At 68.6% G+C, this 17,880-nt stretch carries 15 protein-coding genes and 1 tRNA gene; 8 read left to right on the forward strand and 8 right to left on the reverse strand.

The features are described from left to right. Positions 1-211: 211 nt before the first annotated feature. The 7 genes from rho to RIF23_RS10220 all read right to left on the reverse strand — a co-directional run bounded on the left by rho (position 212) and on the right by RIF23_RS10220 (position 9,638). Positions 212-2,206 carry a transcription termination factor Rho gene (rho, locus tag RIF23_RS10190; protein WP_310912224.1) on the reverse strand — a complete coding sequence of 665 codons (1,995 nt, stop codon included), beginning with the start codon at positions 2,204-2,206 and terminating at the stop codon, positions 212-214. Positions 2,207-2,727: 521 nt separating this feature from the next. Continuing rightward, positions 2,728-3,729 carry a homoserine kinase gene (gene thrB, locus RIF23_RS10195; RefSeq protein ID WP_310912225.1) on the reverse strand — a complete coding sequence of 334 codons (1,002 nt, stop codon included), beginning with the start codon at positions 3,727-3,729 and terminating at the stop codon, positions 2,728-2,730. Positions 3,730-3,731: 2 nt separating this feature from the next. Then, complete coding sequence (gene thrC, locus RIF23_RS10200; protein ID WP_310912226.1) at positions 3,732-4,796, reverse strand: threonine synthase; 1,065 nt, start codon at positions 4,794-4,796, stop codon at positions 3,732-3,734. A gap of 363 nt (positions 4,797-5,159) precedes the next feature. Then, positions 5,160-6,452 (reverse strand): homoserine dehydrogenase, encoded by a 1,293-nt coding sequence (locus RIF23_RS10205; protein WP_310912227.1) that lies wholly within the window; start codon positions 6,450-6,452, stop codon positions 5,160-5,162. Between the two features lie 70 nt (positions 6,453-6,522). Next, positions 6,523-7,908, reverse strand: a complete 1,386-nt coding sequence (gene lysA / locus RIF23_RS10210; protein WP_310912228.1) for a diaminopimelate decarboxylase — start codon at positions 7,906-7,908, stop codon at positions 6,523-6,525. A gap of 84 nt (positions 7,909-7,992) precedes the next feature. Beyond that, complete coding sequence (locus RIF23_RS10215; protein WP_310912229.1) at positions 7,993-9,240, reverse strand: DALR anticodon-binding domain-containing protein; 1,248 nt, start codon at positions 9,238-9,240, stop codon at positions 7,993-7,995. After that, positions 9,237-9,638, reverse strand: coding sequence for a response regulator transcription factor (locus RIF23_RS10220; RefSeq protein WP_310912230.1), 402 nt, complete (start codon positions 9,636-9,638; stop codon positions 9,237-9,239). Before RIF23_RS10220 ends, RIF23_RS10215 begins: the two co-directional genes overlap by 4 nt. A 93-nt stretch (positions 9,639-9,731) precedes the next feature. Between RIF23_RS10220 and RIF23_RS10225 the strand changes: the two genes are divergently transcribed. Next, a tRNA-Arg gene (locus RIF23_RS10225) sits at positions 9,732-9,803 on the forward strand. 907 nt (positions 9,804-10,710) lie between these two features. Here the strand turns inward: RIF23_RS10225 and RIF23_RS10230 are convergent. Then, positions 10,711-11,814 (reverse strand): hypothetical protein, encoded by a 1,104-nt coding sequence (locus RIF23_RS10230; RefSeq protein ID WP_310912231.1) that lies wholly within the window; start codon positions 11,812-11,814, stop codon positions 10,711-10,713. 178 nt (positions 11,815-11,992) lie between these two features. On the opposite strand from RIF23_RS10230, the gene RIF23_RS10235 reads away from it, so the two are divergent. The 7 genes from RIF23_RS10235 (at position 11,993) to RIF23_RS10265 (ending at position 17,759) form a co-directional block, all read left to right on the forward strand. Next, positions 11,993-12,154, forward strand: a complete 162-nt coding sequence (locus RIF23_RS10235; RefSeq protein WP_310912232.1) for a hypothetical protein — start codon at positions 11,993-11,995, stop codon at positions 12,152-12,154. Positions 12,155-12,541: 387 nt separating this feature from the next. Further along, positions 12,542-14,089, forward strand: coding sequence for an OmpA family protein (locus RIF23_RS10240; protein WP_310912233.1), 1,548 nt, complete (start codon positions 12,542-12,544; stop codon positions 14,087-14,089). A gap of 281 nt (positions 14,090-14,370) precedes the next feature. Next, positions 14,371-15,171 (forward strand): helix-turn-helix domain-containing protein, encoded by an 801-nt coding sequence (locus tag RIF23_RS10245; RefSeq protein ID WP_310912234.1) that lies wholly within the window; start codon positions 14,371-14,373, stop codon positions 15,169-15,171. 10 nt (positions 15,172-15,181) lie between these two features. After that, positions 15,182-15,568: a VOC family protein gene (locus RIF23_RS10250; RefSeq protein ID WP_310912235.1), complete on the forward strand. Its 387-nt coding sequence runs from the start codon at positions 15,182-15,184 to the stop codon at positions 15,566-15,568. A gap of 289 nt (positions 15,569-15,857) precedes the next feature. Continuing rightward, complete coding sequence (locus RIF23_RS10255) at positions 15,858-15,977, forward strand: type II toxin-antitoxin system VapB family antitoxin (RefSeq protein WP_310912236.1); 120 nt, start codon at positions 15,858-15,860, stop codon at positions 15,975-15,977. A 221-nt stretch (positions 15,978-16,198) separates the two neighbouring features. Next, positions 16,199-17,209, forward strand: coding sequence for an alpha/beta hydrolase (locus RIF23_RS10260; protein WP_310912237.1), 1,011 nt, complete (start codon positions 16,199-16,201; stop codon positions 17,207-17,209). A gap of 226 nt (positions 17,210-17,435) precedes the next feature. After that, a complete protein-coding gene (locus tag RIF23_RS10265; RefSeq protein WP_310912238.1) occupies positions 17,436-17,759 on the forward strand; it encodes a hypothetical protein in 324 nt (107 codons plus the stop codon). The last annotated feature ends 121 nt before the right edge of the window (positions 17,760-17,880 follow it).

Genomic DNA, 17,880 nt, shown 5'->3' on the forward strand with positions numbered 1-17,880 from the left:
GTGCGTCCCCACCTCGAAGCACCCGGACGCGGGCGGGTGAGGTCGGGTAGGGCGACCGTGGCACTCTCGGCAGCCCCAGAGGGAAGCGAACCACCCTTCACGGGACCGCGAATGTCGCGCACGGGTTCGGCCAGAACCTGTGTCACCCCGCACGCACGCATACGGCGGCCCGCCCCACCCGGGAGAAGCCGCCGTATGTTCGGATCGCGCGCTAGGACTTGTTGCCCACCGTCGTCTTCTGCACCTGAAGCAGGAACTCGGCGTTGCTCTTCGTGTCCTTCATCTTCTCCAGCAGCAGTTCGAGTGCCTGCTGGGTATCGAGGGCGTGCAGCACCCGGCGTAGCTGCCAGATGATATTCAGCTCCTCGCTGGAGACGAGCAGCTCCTCCTTGCGGGTACTGGAGGAGACGACATCCACCGCCGGGAAGATCCGCTTGTCGGCGAGGCCCCGGTTGAGCTTCAGCTCCATGTTCCCGGTGCCCTTGAACTCCTCGAAGATGACCTCGTCCATCCGCGAGCCCGTCTCCACCAAGGCCGTGGCCAGGATGGTGAGCGAACCCCCGTTCTCGATGTTCCGGGCCGCACCGAAGAATCGCTTGGGCGGGTACAGGGCCGTCGAGTCAACACCGCCGGAAAGAATCCGACCGCTGGCGGGAGCGGCCAGGTTGTAGGCCCGCCCCAGCCGGGTGATCGAGTCCAGCAGTACCACCACGTCGCGGCCCGTCTCCACCAGGCGTTTGGCCCGCTCGATAGCGAGCTCCGCCACGGTGGTGTGATCCTCGGCCGGACGGTCAAAGGTGGAGTTGATGACCTCACCCTTGACCGTGCGCTGCATATCGGTAACCTCTTCCGGCCGTTCGTCGACCAGAACAACCATGAGGTGGCATTCGGGGTTGTTCGCGGTGATCGCGTTCGCGATCGCCTGGAGCACCATGGTCTTCCCGGCCTTCGGCGGGGATACGATCAACCCACGCTGGCCCTTACCAATCGGCGAGACCAGGTCGATGATGCGGGTGCTGAGGTCACTGGGCTCGGTCTCCAGACGCAGCCGCTCCTGCGGATACAGTGGAACGAGCTTGGAGAATTCCTGACGCCCGCGGGTCTGGTCCACCGGGTGACCGTTGATCGTGTCCAGACGCACCAGCGCGTTGAACTTCTCCCGACGCTCCCCCTCGCGGGGCTGGCGTACCGCACCCGTGATGTGGTCACCCTTGCGCAGCCCGTTCTTGCGCACCTGCGACAGCGAGACGTACACATCGCTGGGGCCGGGCAGGTACCCGGTCGTGCGCACGAACGCGTAGTTGTCCAGGATGTCCACGATTCCGGCAACGGGGATGAGGACGTCGTCGTCGTTGACCGAGGGCTCGGAGTCCGACCGGTCCCGGTTGCGTTGACGGTCCCGGTTGCGGAAGCGACGTCCCCGCCGGCGACCACCACCGCCCCCGCCATCACCGTCGTCCTGGCCGCCCTGGCCGCCACCCTGCTGGTTCTGGTTCCCCTGGCCCTGCTGGCCCTGGTTCCCCCCCTGGCTCTGCTGGCCCTGGTTGCCCTGCTGGTCGTTGCCAGTGTTGTTCTTGTTGTCCTCGCGTCCCTGACGGTTCTTACGGTTGCGCTGGCGCTCCCGCCCGGAGCCCTGCGTCGATTCCCCGTCGGTCGCCGAGGTTGCCTTGTTCGATGTAGTGGACACGCTGCTCGCGGAAGTTGAGGGATCGGCCTCGGAATCCGAGACCTGCTGGTCACTGCTGCCCTCGCCGCGCCTGCGGGAGGACCGGCGGGAGCGGGTTGACTGCTCGGCACGCTCCGAGGACTCCGCTTCGGATCCGGCGGAGCTTGTGGTCTCCGCCGCACCGGACGGTGCGTCCCCGGAGGAGGCCGCGGCCTCCGCGCCGCCACCGCCACGCGGCTCGACCCTATCGTCTGTGGCGGTCTTCTCGCTCCCCTTCGGAGAACCCGCCGAGGCGGCCTGCGGCGGTCCCCCCTGCTGGGCCTCGATGGCGGCAATGATGTCGTTCTTACGCATCCGGCCCGTGCCTGTGATTCCGAGGCTCGAGGCCAGCCGCTGGAGCTCGGTGAGCTTCAACGCGGACAGGCCCGTTCCGCCGGCGCGCGAGCGTGGACTGGTCGCGGCCTCGCCGCCGGTGTCCGCACGTGACGTCGCGACGTCGCTGTTCGCCGCATCCGTGTGGAGTTCGGTCGTGTCGCTCACTAAGGGTCCTTCCCGAGGAGGGCTGGGCCGCTTCTTCGCGGCAAGGGCCAGCCCGGTGGTGCGAGCCGGCGAGGCCGGGTCGGGCTTGTGCTCCATGTGTCACGGAGACGTTTACTCAACCAAGTCCGCCCGCGCTGGGCTCTGGGGAGTCCCAGAATCCGGGGCGACGGGTCCCGCGATGCCTGCACCTCACCCTCACCGCACCGGAACGGCACGAGACGGCACACTGAGTCGGGGCAGGCCACAGTAGAACCGTGGTCGAGGCACAGCGGCGACCGTGCGCAGCACGGCATAAGCGTGGTCTGCATGCGCGGAAGACGCCGAAATGGATGAGCACGTACCCCGTAGTGGGGCATCCGGTGCTGTATCCAGCCTAACATCACCGTACTCCGACGATATTCCACCGCATCGCCGGTGGTGAACGGCCAGAATGGAACGTCCCGGGCGAAGGCCCGACACCGGGAGTCCCGTGACGACTCGGTTAGTCATTGTAACGCCTGGGCTGGAGGGACGATTCCCCGTCACGGCAGTTCCACGGGCATGCCGAACGGGGCTGCTGACGTATGAACACTGGTCGCCACCCCGGCCGTGTCCACCGGCACGGGGCATATGTGCCAGTTCGTACCCGCCCAACCCCCGATCCAATCACCGAGATCCCCACGCTGGGCTGGATCTGCACCGTCGGTCGGGCTCGGGGCCCCCAACACCAGAACAGTGGGCCCCGCTCCGGAGATCACCGCGGGCAGACGCGCTTCCTCCCGCAGCGTGCGCAGGAGACGCACACTCTTCGGCATCGCGGCACCGCGGTAGGGCTGGTGCAGCCAGTCCTCCGTCGCCTCCAGCAACAGCTCCGGGGCCTGGGTCAGCGCCAGGGACAACAGGGCGGCACGCCCCGCGGTGCGTGCCGCATCGGCATGGGGCACGGTCTCGGGAAGCAGTCCCCGGGCCTGCTCGGTCGACAGCTGCTCGGTGGGCACACAGGCCACCGGTGACACACCCGCGGCCGGATCCTGCCGCCGACACCGCCACCCGTGCGCATCCGCCCAGGCCAGGGTGAACCCGCCGTAGACGCACGGCGCCACGTTGTCCGGGTGGCCCTCAAGTTCCGCCGCGACGGCGAACACCCGATCCCGATCGACCTTCCCGCCCGTGGTCCGGCCCAGCAGCAGCTGCGCAGCACTGACCCCCGCCACGATCGCCGCGGCGGAAGAGCCCAGCCCCCGACCGTGCGGAATCCGGTTCACACAGTGCAGATGCGCCGCGGGAACATCCTCCCCCAGCGCGCGGGCGGCGGCACGCAGCGAACGCAGCACCAGATGGCGCTCGTCCAGCGGCACCTCTCCCGCGCCGTATCCCTCCACACTCACCGTGAGCTGCCCAGATTCGGCGGGACGCACCTCGACCTCGTCGTAGAGCTGAAGTGCCAGCCCCATCGTGTCGAAGCCGGGCCCCAGGTTCGCGCTGGTGGCCGGAACCCGAATCCGTTCCGGAGTCGGTTCCCGCTGCGACTGCCGCTGCACCACCGTCACACCAGCCCCAACGCCGAGGCGGCCGAACGCGCGTCCACCGGAACCGTGGTCGCCTTGGGGGCGCCCGCCAGCGCCCAGTCCGGATCCTTGAGGCCGTTTCCGGTCACCGTGCACACCACGCGACTCCCCTTCGGTACGTGGCCCTCCTCCACGGCCTGGACCAGTCCGGCCACGCTCGCCGCAGAAGCAAGCTCCACAAACACTCCCTCCTTGGCGGCCAACATGCGGTAGGTGACCAGGATCTGGCGATCGGTCACCGAGTCGATGCGGCCACCCGACTCGTCCCGGGCCCGTTCGGCCTGACTCCACGAGGCGGGATTACCGATCCGGATCGCCGTGGCGATGGTCCGGGGCGGGGCCACGGGCTGCCGCCGCACGATCGGTGCCGCCCCCGACGCCTGAAACCCCATCATCCGGGGAGTGTGGCCGGACACCCCCGCCTCGTTGTACTCCCGGTAACCCATCCAGTAGGCGGTGATGTTGCCCGCATTGCCAACCGGTAGGCAGTGGATGTCGGGCGCGTCGCCCAGGGTGTCCACCACCTCGAACGCCGCGGTCTTCTGTCCCTGGATCCGGTGCGGATTCACCGAGTTCATCAACGCGACCGGATAGTCCACCGACAGCTTCTGCGCCAGCTCCAGGCAGTCGTCGAAACTCCCGTCCACCTGGAGCAGCTGGGATCCGTGTACCAGCGCCTGCGCCAACTTCCCCATCGCGATCTTGCCCTGGGGCACGAGGACGGCGCAGGTGAGGCCGCCCCGTACGGCATAGGCCGCGGCACTGGCACTGGTGTTACCCGTGGAGGCGCAGATCACCGCCTGGGCTCCCTCTTCGACCGCTTTGGAGATCGCGACCGTCATCCCACGGTCCTTGAACGACCCCGTGGGATTGAGCCCCTCCACCTTCAGGTAGACCTCGCACCCGGTCACTTCGGAGACGTGGTACGCCGGGAGCAGCGGCGTGTTTCCCTCGTGCAGGGTGACCACCGGGGTGGTGTCCGTGACGGGCAGGTGGTCCCGGTACTCCTGGACAACTCCTGCCCACGCCCGTGTATTCGTCACGACAGGCCTCTCTGCTACGCCAGTCTGGATGGGTGTGGGAGCACGACGCATCGACCGCACGGCACATCACCCGCGCAGCCGGCCGCGTCCTTCCTGGAGACACCACGTGAACACGTGGCCGTTCAAGTCTAGGGCCTGTGGCCGGCCCACCCGTCCCCACGGAACGTGTGCCGTCGATATTCCCGTAGCGGTGTGGCGACGCCCCGGAACGGGCGGCCCCGAAGCAACGCGCCTGCGGAACCGACCGGGCCCCGACCCAATCGACACGCTCCCCGCGCCACCCGGTATGCGGGCACCACCGCCACACCGGGTGGCCCAGCCCGGCACCGACCGGATCCAGGTGCGGGCCGCCGTCGGGAGATGCTACTGGTCGTTGAAAGCCTCGACTCGCATCACGCTGGCCACCGAACGCACCATGTCGAGCGCCCGCAGCTGCTCCACGGTGCGCCCCAGTGCCGCGTCCGGTGCCATGTGGGTAACGATGACCAGCTGCGCGTCCTCGCCGTGTCCCACCTGACGCACGTTCTGGATGGAGACCTCGTTGCCGGCAAACACGTCGGCCACCCGCGCCAGCACGCCGGGCCGGTCGGCCACATCCAAGGCCACGTGGTACCGCGTGACGGTCTCACCCATGGGATGCACCCGCCGTGTCTCACCGTTGCCGCCGCTGTCCACCACCTGGGCCTCGGCAAGCCGGTTGCGGGACACTGCGACGATGTCCCCCAGCACGGCACTGGCGGTGGGGGTCCCCCCGGCCCCCGCACCGTAGAACATGAGGCGCCCCGCCGACTCGGCCTCGACAAACACCGCGTTGTAGGCCCCGTTGACGTTCGCCAGCGGATGTTCGCGGGGCAACATCGCCGGATGCACGCGTACCCCCACCGATCCGTCCGCGGACCGTTGGCAGATCGCCAACAGCTTCACCACACACCCCATGTCCCGGGCGCTGGCGATGTCCCCGGCCGTGACCTCGGTGATGCCCTCCCGATGCACGTCGGCGGCAGAGACTTCGGTGTGGAACGCCAGCCGGGCCAGGATCGCGGCCTTGGCCGCGGCGTCGAACCCTTCCACGTCCGCGGTCGGATCCGCCTCGGCGTAACCGAGCGACTGAGCTTCCTCCAGCGACTCGGCGAATCCCGCACCGAGGCTGTCCATCCGGTCCAGGATGTAGTTCGTGGTTCCGTTGACGATACCCAGCACTGCCTGCACGCGATCACCGGCCAACGAGTCCCGCAAGGGACGCAGCAGTGGAATCGCCCCGGCCACGCTTGCCTCGTAGTAGACGTCAACTCCGGCAGCCCGGGCCGCCGAGTGGATCGCCTCTCCGTCCTCGGCCAACAGTGCCTTGTTGGCGGTCACCACGGACTTGCCCGCCTTGATCGCGGCCAGGGTGAGGGATCGGGCCGGCTCGATACCGCCGATCACCTCCACCACGATGTCCACATCGGGGCGCGTGGCGAGCTCCATGGCGTCGGTGGTGAACAGAGCCGGGTCGATCGGCAGTCCCCGGGCCCGCTCCGGGCGGCGCACCGCCACCCCCGCGATCTCCAGCGCCGTCCCGGCCCGCGTGGCAAGCTCGGAACGCTGTTCGTCCACCAGACGGACGACTTCCGATCCCACCGCGCCGCAGCCCAGCAGCGCCACCTTCATTGCCATTCGTATCCAGCTTCCTGACTCTTGAATGGAGCAGTCCGGTCGACCGTCTTTGGCCGACGTCGGCCACCGCTCAGCCTACGTCTAGCCGCAACAGGTCGTCTTCTGATTCCCGCCGGAGCACCAGCCGCGCCTGCCCACCCCGCACGGCCACCATCGCCGGACGGGGCAGGTGATTGTAGTTGCTGGCCATGGAGTAGCAGTAGGCGCCCGTGGCGGCCACCGCAACCAGGTCGCCAGGCTGCACGTCCGCGGGCAGGTACAGGTCCCGAACCACCACGTCCCCGCTCTCGCAGTGCTTGCCCACCAGCCGGGACAGGGCGCCCTCCGCCGCACCGGCACGGGAGGCCAGAGTGGCGGTGTAGTCGGCTCCGTATAGGGCCGTGCGAATGTTGTCGCTCATACCGCCGTCGACACTGACGTAGCTACGCAATCCCTCCACGTCCTTGACCGTGCCCACGGTGTACAGGGTGATTCCAGCGGGCCCGGAGATGGCCCGCCCCGGCTCCACCGCAAGACGGGGCATGGGCAGATCGTGGGCCGCACACTCGCGGGCCACGATCTCGGTGAGGCTGGCGGCGATACGCTTGGGTTCCAGCGGCGTGTCCTCGGTGACGTAGGCGATGCCCAGTCCCCCGCCCAGGTCCAGCTCGGGCAGCACCACCTCGTGCTCACGGTGGATCCAGGTGAGGAACTCGGCCAGGCGACGCGCGGCCACCTCGAACCCGGCGGTGTCGAAAATCTGGGAACCGATGTGGGAGTGCAGCCCCACCAGGCGCAGTCGGGAACTCCCCAACACCTGCCGCACCGCGGCGGCCGCGGCACCGCTGCTGAGGGCGAGCCCGAACTTCTGGTCGTCATGCGCGGTGGCCACGAACTCGTGGGTGTGGGCTTCCACTCCGGTCGTCACGCGCACCAGCACCTCAACGGCCCGGTCGTACTCCGCAGCCACACGGTCCAGGCGCTCGATCTCTTCCAGGGAGTCGACAATGATGCGCCCCACCCCGGCTTCGACGGCGCGTCGCAGCTCCTCCGGGGACTTGTTGTTGCCGTGCATGCCCAGCCGCTCCGGGGGAAAGTCCGCGGCGAGCGCCACCGCCAACTCCCCGGCACTGCACACGTCCAGTTTGAGGCCCTCCTCGGCCACCCACCGGGCCACAGTCTTGGTCAGCAGTGCCTTGCCGGCGTAGTACACGTCGGCGTCGGCGAAGGCAGCGCGGAACTCCCGTGCCCGCTTCCGGAAATCGTCCTCGTCCAGCACGAACAGCGGGGTACCAAATTGTGCTGCCAACTCGCGCACGTCCATCGCCCCGATGGTCATCGCACCGTCGACACGCGTTACGGTGCTGGGCCATACCCGGGGGTCAAGTTCGGCGAGATCGACCGGCGGGTGCGGCGGGTGGTCCTCGGGCAGGACGTCCGCATGACGCGGTCCAGCCGGGTGCGCGTAGCGACTCATGGGTCTGCCTGTCCTGTCGACGGTGGCTGTCACGGGCTAGCAGGAGGTGGCGGCACTCGGATAGGCCGCGAGGCCTGAGGCGCGTCACAACCGGGTAGGTGCGGACACACCGAGCAGGAACACCCCCGTAGCAAGGACCCCGGCCACAGCGGCGCAGACGGTCAGCCGCGCGGCGATGGCCAGGCTGTCGGTGTCATCGGTCGCGGGAATCACCGGACAGGGGTCCCGCCATTCATGGTAGTTGGCACAGAGCCTCTCCAGATACCGAACAAGGGTATGTGGGCGCGCGCGTCGGTGTGCCGTAGCCAGAGTTCCGGGCCCGTCGAACAGGCAGCCAAGCAGTGGCGCCACCTGCACAGACCCCAACTCAGCCACGGCGGGGCTAGCCTGCCACTGGTCGATGGTCAGCGGCGCGTGACCTGCGTCGCGGGCCCAGCGGTGCACGGTCGTCCAAGCGTGGGCGTGGGCGTAGCGCACGGAAAAAGCCGGGTTGGCGAAGGTGTGGCGGGACCAGACGCCCGGATGCTCGGCGGTGGGGACTGCGGGCAGGCCCGGTCCGGTCTGGGTCGCCGGCTGGGGACGGTCGCTGGACCCCCGACACAGCGCGAACCGGGCGTTGGCCTCCCCCACGGTGGCCAGCAGGCGGGGGACCTCGCCACGAACCCCGAGCTCGACACTGCTCTGGCTGTGGGGCGACGCGTCGCGGCAGGGATCGCGCCAGGTGTCCACACGGCGCTGCCCCGGTGGCGTCTTGGGTGCGGTGGCACGGAAGTGGGCGATCCGCTCGCGGGTGTCCGCGCGCGCCCACCGCGTGGCCGTGGCGAGATCGTCGGCCTCGTACAGCGGCGAGCAAGGCCACCCGTGGTCGTCCACAGGGGGGCCGTCCCGTCCGGCCCGGGGCGTGGACACGGCGGATGCTGCCCCCGGTTCGGCTGGCGGGGGCCACTCCGCAAGAAAATTCCACCCCTCGGCCACCCCGTATACCAGGGACCCCCGCACCGGCGCGGACATCCGCAGCGCGAGCAGGGAACCACGCACGACCCGCGCCTCGGCGATTCCCGGAACCGCATTCAGGCCGTCGGCAAGGACACGGGCGAGCTGCTGTGGCTGCTCGCCCCGGGTCCCGAACGATCCGTACTTCGCAGCCAAACGCTGCGGCAGCGCGCTGACGCAGTCGATCCCGGGGTCCCCGGAATCGGCCCAGCGGGGCTGCGGGTCCGGCACAGCCGCGGGTTCGATTCCGAGGCGCTGCGCGGCCGTATCCCGAAGTAGCCCGGCTACAGCCCGGGGGGTGGCACCAGTCGAGGCCCACGCGGGCCAGGGCTCTCTCACGTCTCGTCCGGACGGGGTACGGCAGGGTCGGCGAGTTCCCGCACAACCCGAATCAGCTCAGAGGGTTCGAAGGGCTTGGCGAGGAACGCATCCACCCCCAGCTCTTGGCCGCGACGCACGTCAGCCTCCTGCGCCCGGGCCGTGATGAGCACCACTTTCGAGTGTCGCGCGGCTGGTGACTCCCGCAGCTGGCGCGCGGCGATCCAGCCGTCGATACGGGGCATCATCACATCCAGCGTGATGACGTCCGGTGCGAGCTCCTCCGCCTTGGCCAGGCAGTCCTGCCCGTCGGCGGCGGTGTGCACGTCAAAGCCCTCCATCTGAAGGTTCACGGCAATGAGCTGCCTGATCACCGCGTCGTCGTCCACGACGAGTACCCGTCCCAGCGCTTCAGCCACGCGGCGAGACTAACGCCCCGCCGCCACCTCGCGCTGCCGGTTGGACAAGTCCGAAGGAGTCCTCAACCCCTGTTAGAGTGGTTCCCGCGCAGCGGCCCCATAGCTCAGGGGATAGAGCACCGGTCTCCGGAACCGGGTGCGGAGGTTCGAATCCTCCTGGGGCCACAAGTGAAGATGAAGGTCACGGGGCTGACGCGGAGTACCTCGGGACCTCCGCGGGGTCAGTGGCTGCACGTGTGCTTCGTGGTTCGCCGCACGGTCGTCGATCCGCGGCGTGGGGATCTCGGCCACCCAGGCCCGCGCGTTGGCCATGGTTGGAGCGAGCGCAGCGAGTGACCCCGCCCGCGGCCCCACTGTGGTCAGAGGGCAGTTGATCGCTGAGACGATGCTCCACACACCCCACCACGTTGAACATCTGGATCCACACCGCTCCCGCCCAGATGGCCGCGATTACCCGGTGGAGCCCCTCGGAAAGGGACCCGGGGTTTTGGCGCTGTGCCGCCGTCTCGAGCTGGCATCGAGGCCGAGGGGCGAGTGTGGCCCCAGTGCCACGAGTTCGCCAGGTTGAAGCGGCCATTGGGTGCCGACCAGCAGCCAGTCCGGATGCGCTCAGGCGTGCGCATTTCGGCCCCGGTGCCATCTCACGTCCGGTCAGTACGGATCGGGGCAGGAGTCCGGGTGGGACTGAGCCCAACCGGTGAGGATCTCGGCCGAGGCCTGCCTGGTCTACGCCTTCGACGATGAGACGTTCCAGCAACGCTGTGGCCGCTCTCTGCCTTGTGAGTGGGCTGGGCTTTCGGTGTCCAACGCGTGCCCGGCCGTCTCGCTGATCCAGACCGACGGGCTGGGGGCAATGCACTCCTTCACAGGCCTGCAGGATATACCGCGGTAGCTCACCTGCGCCGCATAGCCCGGTCCGAAGGCGGTCCTGCGGGGCCTGCCTGTCCCGCCGGCTTGGACCCACGGGAAGCGTTGCGGCGCCCGGCGTCGCTGTTGGCCGGCAACCTCGTTGAGCCGGTTTGTCTGTCGGACACAGCGCGGTCGCTGTCGGCACTTGCTCTGGCTCCCGTGGTCAGGGGCGTAGCCGGACGAGTCCGGTGTCGCAGGCGATGATGTAGCCGCCCCGATGGGGATCCGCGACCAGCCCGTGTACGGGGCCCTTGTCCAGCGGGCCGATGTGCGTGTTGGCATCGGCGAGGTCCAGGATGTGCACGCCATCGTCGAATCCCACGGCGAGTTCGCCACGACCGATCCCGAATGCGAGGGGAGCCTGGGCGGTTCGACTCGCTAGCGGGGCAGCGAAGGGCTGGTGGCGCAACAGCCTCCCGTCCTCGGCGTCGAGGATGGCGAGGGAACCGGGGGCGTGTGGCCTGTCGTCGGGGCGGAGCCGCAGCACGAGCAAGCCGCCGCTGGGGCTGTAGTGGGTGCCTGTCACCAGGGTCGGGCCCATTCCCGCCAGCTCCGGGTAGCCTGCGCCGGTGTCGAGGTGCGCGGGGCCGGTGAAGGACCCTTCCCGGTGCCACAGAAGTTGGATCCCACCGGTTGGCGGCAGATCCACCGTGAAGGTCCACCAGGAGCCCTGCATGGTGTTACCGACGGCGAGCCGCCGTCGGCCGGGTGCGAAGGTGGGGCAGACCGCCCAGTCGCCCAGGACACCGTCGTCGGCTTCGCCGATGTGGTCGAGGGTCTCCTCGGACAGCACCAGCGTGTGTGCGGCCGTGTCGATGATCCGCAACGTTTCGCTACCCGCTAGCGCGAGCAGTCGGCCGTCGGGAGAGACCGTCGCATGGTTCACTCTGCGCGGATCGTAGAGGTCCTCGGGCAGCGGGACAGCCCTGTCGGGGGTGGCCCAGTCGCTCACCAGCACCCACATCCGACGATCCAACTGACGCGGCGCGGGTCGTAGCCACACCAGCCCTGCCGTCATGGTGGCTGTGGCGGCACCGAAAGGTCCGTGGGCCCCCGGAGGCGTCACCCGGTGCGTGCCCACGGGGGTCGGGTGTTCGCGGTCGATGTCCCATCGAACCAGCATGTCGTGACCGGTAGCGCGGCTCAACGCTTCGCCCACATCCCAGCGGGCCACCAGGTGGTGTTGGGGGCTGTGGGCGATTCCTTCGAGGCCGAGTTCACGGTCGATTCCACACCACCGCCCGTCCCCCTTCGTCGTATCGAGCATGACGCACCGGTCGCGGGCCCCGCACGCGCGCGGCGCAGCCCGTATGGCCGCAGTAGTCACAGGATACTGAGGACGAGTGGTGCGAACTGCTCCGAGGCCTGGAGGATCGCGGCAACTCAGGGATGGTCGTGTTCGACGGTATCCGCTCCGCGGTGACCCGAGGCGGCAGATCGAGCCAATGCCGCACTGGAACACCGACGTCATCCGGCATCTGGATATTCGGCGTGCTGTTCCTGAGCAGCGCTGCGAGGTTGAGTACCAGCATCACCGCGGCAGCGGGCATGCGGACTACGTGCGGGCAGAACTGACTGCCGTCAGGCAGGAGGACGTCCACCTGTGACAGCTGAGCGTCGACTACGTTCTGGCTGCTGCTTTTCCACTGAATGTAAGCAACGCCGTTACCCTACGTGTGTCTCTACGGGTCGGACTAGATGTCCACCGCGCGGTCACGGGCTCATTGGGCGCAGGGTGCGTCGGTGTGCGCAGATTCGAGGCGCTTCTGCGGTGGGAGCGGAACCGGAATCTCCCGGGGCGACTCCCTGGGGCATTGGATCCAGGGAAAATACGCCTGGAACTAATCCAGCCTGCACGACCGTCGAAGACCTAAGGTGCTCTGCCCCGAAGTGAGTAGGGAGCAGAACGAAAGGCCCGTGCGCCTGGTCCAAGCCCCGCCTCCGACGAACGAAGCAGGGCCATGACCTGCGAAGATGAGGATCGGTAATCGAATATGCCTCCCCTGTCTCTGCCCCTGCCTCCGATTGTGGCCGGTGGGCTCGTGATCGCCACTGCGGGCTGTGGCCTGTTCTCCGGTGATGACGATATCGAGGGTCCTCCCCCGGAGCCGGACGACGTACAGTTCGGGAGCTCCGAGGAGTTTGTGCGGGAGGTGAATCTTTTCCACTCCGCTGACAACGTTCCTGCCGAGGTGGCGGTCGAGGCGGTGGAGGCCACCTACGAGTCCACCGCGCTCTACCTCTCCCTGACCAACCCCGAACAGACCCGCTCCAGCTCCGATATGAACGTTGATCTCACCCAACCGTTCCTATTCGACCCGATTTCCGGCAGAGGGTATCTCGGCAACGAAGATGCCGGAAGTGCGGACGTCAACACCAGCAACGTGGACTTCTTTGCGGACGTCACCAATGTCTTGCGGTTCTATTACCCGCCGCTACCCCAGGATGTGGAGTACGTGACATTCTTCGGAATCGGGGTGGGAGCGATGTCCGGGATCCCGGTCGAACGGGTGCAGGAGCGCCGTCCGGAACCGGAGCCCGGGATCGAAGGTGATGAAGCCGCCGATCGCAATCCCGATCCGGGAGAGACGCTGGTTTGGCCGGCCCCTGAACTCGACCACGATGCCGAACACCGGATCTTCGACACGGAAGGATTCGTGGAGGGCGAGGGCGCCTCACTCACTCGCGACGGGGACGAAGAAACCATCGCGCTCAGTGCGGACGTCCTTTTCGACTTCGACGACGCCGACCTCACCGATGAGGCTGCCGATCTGATTTCCGATACCGCCGAGTCGATCGACCAGCACTCTACTGAGGCAGGGACTCTCATGGTGACCGGTCACACCGACGGCGTGGGCGACGACGACTACAACGACACGCTCTCCGAGGAACGTGCCGAAGCGGTGGCCGATGAGCTGGAGTCGCTGCTCTCCGCGGACCTCGACGTGCATGTTGAAGGCCTGGGTAGCTCAGACCCCCTCGTCGAGGAGGAGGGTGAGGACGACGAAGAGGCGCGGGAACGCAATCGCCGTGTCGAGCTCACCTACGCTGCTACGGCCGTCTCGTCGTCCGACACCGCGCAGGACTCCGGGATCGCCGCGGCCGAGCGGCATGTGGCAGATCCGGCCTCCTACCGGGCCGATCTGGGGGAGTCCGTGGAGACGCTACAGCATGAGGGGTTCCAGCTCGATGTCTATCCGCTGCTCCGCGACGGCGCGCATGTGCTCGCCGAGGTGGAGATGACGAACACGACGGAAGGTGTCGCCCAGCCCGAGCTCGAGAGTTCCCGTACGGGCGCTGGCGGCTCTGGGGAGCAGCTGGACGCCTTCCGGCTGCACGAGCAGGAGTCGGATCTGATGCGGTATCCGCTGGTGATGCGCACTGCAGACGGGCAGGAGGAGCTCTTCGCCGAGACTCCCCGGGACTTCGATCCCGGGGAGTCTCATCGGTTGGCCGTGGTCTTTCCCGCCCCTGCGCCGGACACGAGCGAGGTCACCCTGGATGCCGGACCCTTCGGCGAGGCTCCGGTACCCATCGAATGATCGTGCACTTCCTGGACCGCAGGTTCGACTTCTCGTGACTCCACCAACCGGCGAGGGGCATGGTGACCCACCGCCGGGCGGGTCATACCCGGCCACGGCGGATTGGACGTACACCATGCCAACGCGGCGACGTAACCATCGACAGGTGGTGGCGAGTTCGCGCTCCCTGGGGGAATCCGGGGACCGCTCCCGCTCAAGCAGCGATCCGAAGCGCACGCTCCGAAACCGGGTATCAGTACAGCCCTCCCCCAGGCTTCTCCCCGCGGTGGAAGAATGGAGGGGTGGAACTGCGGGAGGCGTGCCGCGCGGCCGGTATCGGTGTGGTTGTCACCAGCGACCACGTCGGGCCACCTCGGCTGCACCGGGCCGTACCGGCGCTGTACGCGCGGCTCGTCATCAGTCTGGGCGCCCCCATCGAGGTGCGGTACGACGGGCACGTCCATCACATGCCGGCGGTCGTTGCCGGGCTGATGCGACCGGGGATCGCCACCCCGACCCTGACCCTTCGGTCGAACCAGCCGACGGTGTATGTGGAACTGTCCCCGCTGACCCTGCACCGCCTCACCGGTGTGCCCCCCAGTGCGGTGGACGCCGGGGGAATCGACGCTGACGTCCTGCTGCCGTGGGTGGGGTGGGCGCGCGCAGAGCTGGCCACACACCCGGTCCAGCAACGCGCGTGGCTCATGCGTGTTCGTCTCCTGGAACAGCTGGAGCGTGCGAACCGGATCGCGGCCTCCCACGACGCCCTCGCGTCGCTGCGGTTCATCGCGTCGAGTGGCGGGCGGGTCTCGGTTACGGAGTTGGCACGCCATGCGCATCTGAGCCCGCGCCACCTGCGACACGTGATGCGCCACGAGCTCGGGATCGGGCCGAAGTTCGCCGCGCGCGTCGCGCGTCTGGGCACCGCGGTCCGTCGGGCCAGCGAAGGCGCCGATTCCTGGGCTCAGGTGGCCGCCGATAGTGGCTACAGCGATCAGAGTCACCTCGTCCGTGAATTCACCGAGCTCATGCGGACCACCCCATCCGGGTGGCTGGCGGAGGAAAGCCGAAATCTTCAAGGCTGGCGCCAGCCGGCCCCGTGATCATCAGACTATGACCAGCGAACTTCATCCCAAGCTGTTCGTGTCCGACGCCGATGCGGCGATCGACTTCTACACCACGACCCTCGACGCGACCCTGGATCTCCGCGTCGCGGACGACCACCGGGTGGTGCACCATGCGGAGATCATCCTGGGGTCGGCGATCCTCGCTCTGGCACAGAGCGTTCCGGAGTGGGGCTGGAACACCCCCGGCTCGGTGGGCGGAACGCCCGTGCTCATCACGGCCAACGTGTCCGATCCCGACGCGACGGCGGAACGCATGGTGCACCGAGGGGCCGAACTGGTGATCCCGGTCGAGAACCGTCCGTACGGCAAACGCCAGGGCAGGGTCCGGGACCCGTTCGGGCACCTGTGGGTGATCAGTGGTCCCCTCCGCTAGACAACGGCGCCCCGCTGCCCGCGGGACGGTGGTTCCCGGAACGCGACGGGGTGGTGCTGGTCACCAACGACACCCCCGAAGGGCGCCGCGATGCGCTGTGGAACGCGTTGGCGCCCTACCCAACTGTCGCCACTCGGCAGCCGTTGTCTGGAACAGCGGGAGGATCCCTGGATCGAGGGCGGGGAGGCGGAACTTTGCCTGGGCTCCGCCCAGGCGGCACAGCTCGCGGAGGCCTCACCCCTCCTTGAGTCGAATTCTCAGTACAGATCGGGTAGAAGGGAGGGTGGCGGTGAGCCTGAATATCAAGAACACCGAGGCCGACGAACTCGCCGCAGAAGTCGGCCAGCTCGTAGGGGAGACCAAGACCGCCGCGGTGATCACCGCGCTGCGCGCCGCATCCTATGCGTAGGGTCGCGTGACCGCCCCCGGCCGGGCAGGTTCGGTATCCCGGGCGCGCCGCGTTCGCCCCAGCCCGGCTCGGCTACCGGGTCACGGAGATGCTCGGCGGCCTGCGGCTGCTGAGCGGTCTTGCCAAGACGCAGCGCGGGCGCACTACCGGCTCGGAGGCCGCACCCGCCCCGGCCACGGAGCATGTCCTTCGGCGGAACCGGTCTGCTAGCGTCCGGCCGTGTGCGGTTCTCTCCCAAGAAGGCGATAAAGCCCCTCATCGTGGCGCTACTCGTCTCCCTCGTCGTGCTGTGCGGCGCGGCCCTCGTGCTCGCCACCCTGGTACCCGCCCAGGAGCCGCGCGGCGACCTGGACAACCTCGATTTCACCGAACTTGCCACCGACAGCGCCCCGCCCCCGGAGACGCGGAGCTACACCGCGCGCGACGGCACCGAGCTGAGTTATCGGCACTACCCCGCTCAGGCCGACGCTACGGAGGCCGACACGGCGGTGGTCCTGCTGCACGGCTCGGCGTATCACAGCGGCTATCTCGCGCCGCTCGCCCACGCCCTGGCCGACCAAGGGGCCGCCGAGGTCTACACCCCCGACCTCAGGGGACACGGCCCAGAGACCGAGGACCGCGGGGACGTGGACCACATCGGGCAGCTGGAGGAGGACCTCGCCGACTTCGCGGAGTTCCTGGACGCGGAGAGGAACCACGCGCGGCTGCTGCTCGCCGGGCATTCCAGCGGGGGTGGGACCGCGCTGCGCTTCGCCGGCGGTCAGAGCAGCTCCGGGCGGTTCGACGGCTACGCACTGCTGGCGCCCTACATCCACCACACTGCGCCGACCTACCGCGAAGGCACCTGGGCGACGGTGAACACCCCGCGGATGGCCGGCCTGTCGATGCTCAACGCGGTGGGGGTGACCGCGTTCAACGCCGGTCCGGTCATCTCGTTCAACATGCCCGAGCGGCGGCGCGACGGCACCGAGACCCTCCAGTACAGCTACGACTTGCAGATCTCGATGCATCCCCGCGGCGACTATGCCGCCGACATCGCCGCCCTGCCCCCGGACCCGCTGGTCCTGGCCGGAACCGAGGACGAAACGTTCCACGCCGACCGCTACCCGGAGGTCTTCGCCCCCCACCCCACGGCCGAGGTGCGACTGCTGGAAGGCGTGTCGCACTTCGGCGTGGTCAACGACGAGGCGGCCCAGCAGGCGCTGGTGCAGTGGGTCGAGGCCGGAGGCTGAGCACAGCGCGGGCTCCGAACCCGCTCTCCTTGACCACACCCACCCGCTCCTGCCCGAGGGCTACCGCGTCCCCGCCCAGGGCCTGCTGCTCCAATTCGAGACCGCGGCCGACCTGCGGCCGGGCACGGAGACCATTCCGCGGCAGGTCGCGTCGGCGCTCGCAGGCGGTGGCTTGGCCCGGGACCAAGAGCGCTCGCTGTGGTTGCATCGCGTGGTCGCCGGGCACATGGCCCTTGCACCCGAGGAGGTGCTGGCCAAGGCCGCCGCCAACCTGAGACGCCTGCAGGACACCCACCCGAGCGGCATGGCCGCCAGCTGGCTCGCCAGGTGGCAGGAGGTTCTGAATTCCGGGCTCGACACGGTCTTCGACGCCCTGACCTCGCGCGCACCCTGGGCGGTCGAACTGCGGCGGAACAGCCCGTTCGCCGGGGTCCTCGCACCGGAAGAGCGCGAGACCGCACTGGCGTCCTTCGCGCCCACTGGCGAACGGAGCACGCGGCGTGAACCGGCGACAACTCGACCACATCCTCCGCTGCTGACCGCCCTGTGAGGCTTTGCCGAGTTCTCTGGCGCCGCGCGCAGAATGCCTGGGCGGGGTGAATTTCGGGGGGATTGGGACCTATCGCAGCGGGCGCGGGTGGCGGCCGCAAAGCCGGTCCGCGCCGATCATC

It is taken from the genome of Lipingzhangella rawalii (genome assembly GCF_031628175.1).
Taxonomy (GTDB): Bacteria; Actinomycetota; Actinomycetes; order Streptosporangiales; family Streptosporangiaceae; genus Lipingzhangella_A; species Lipingzhangella_A rawalii.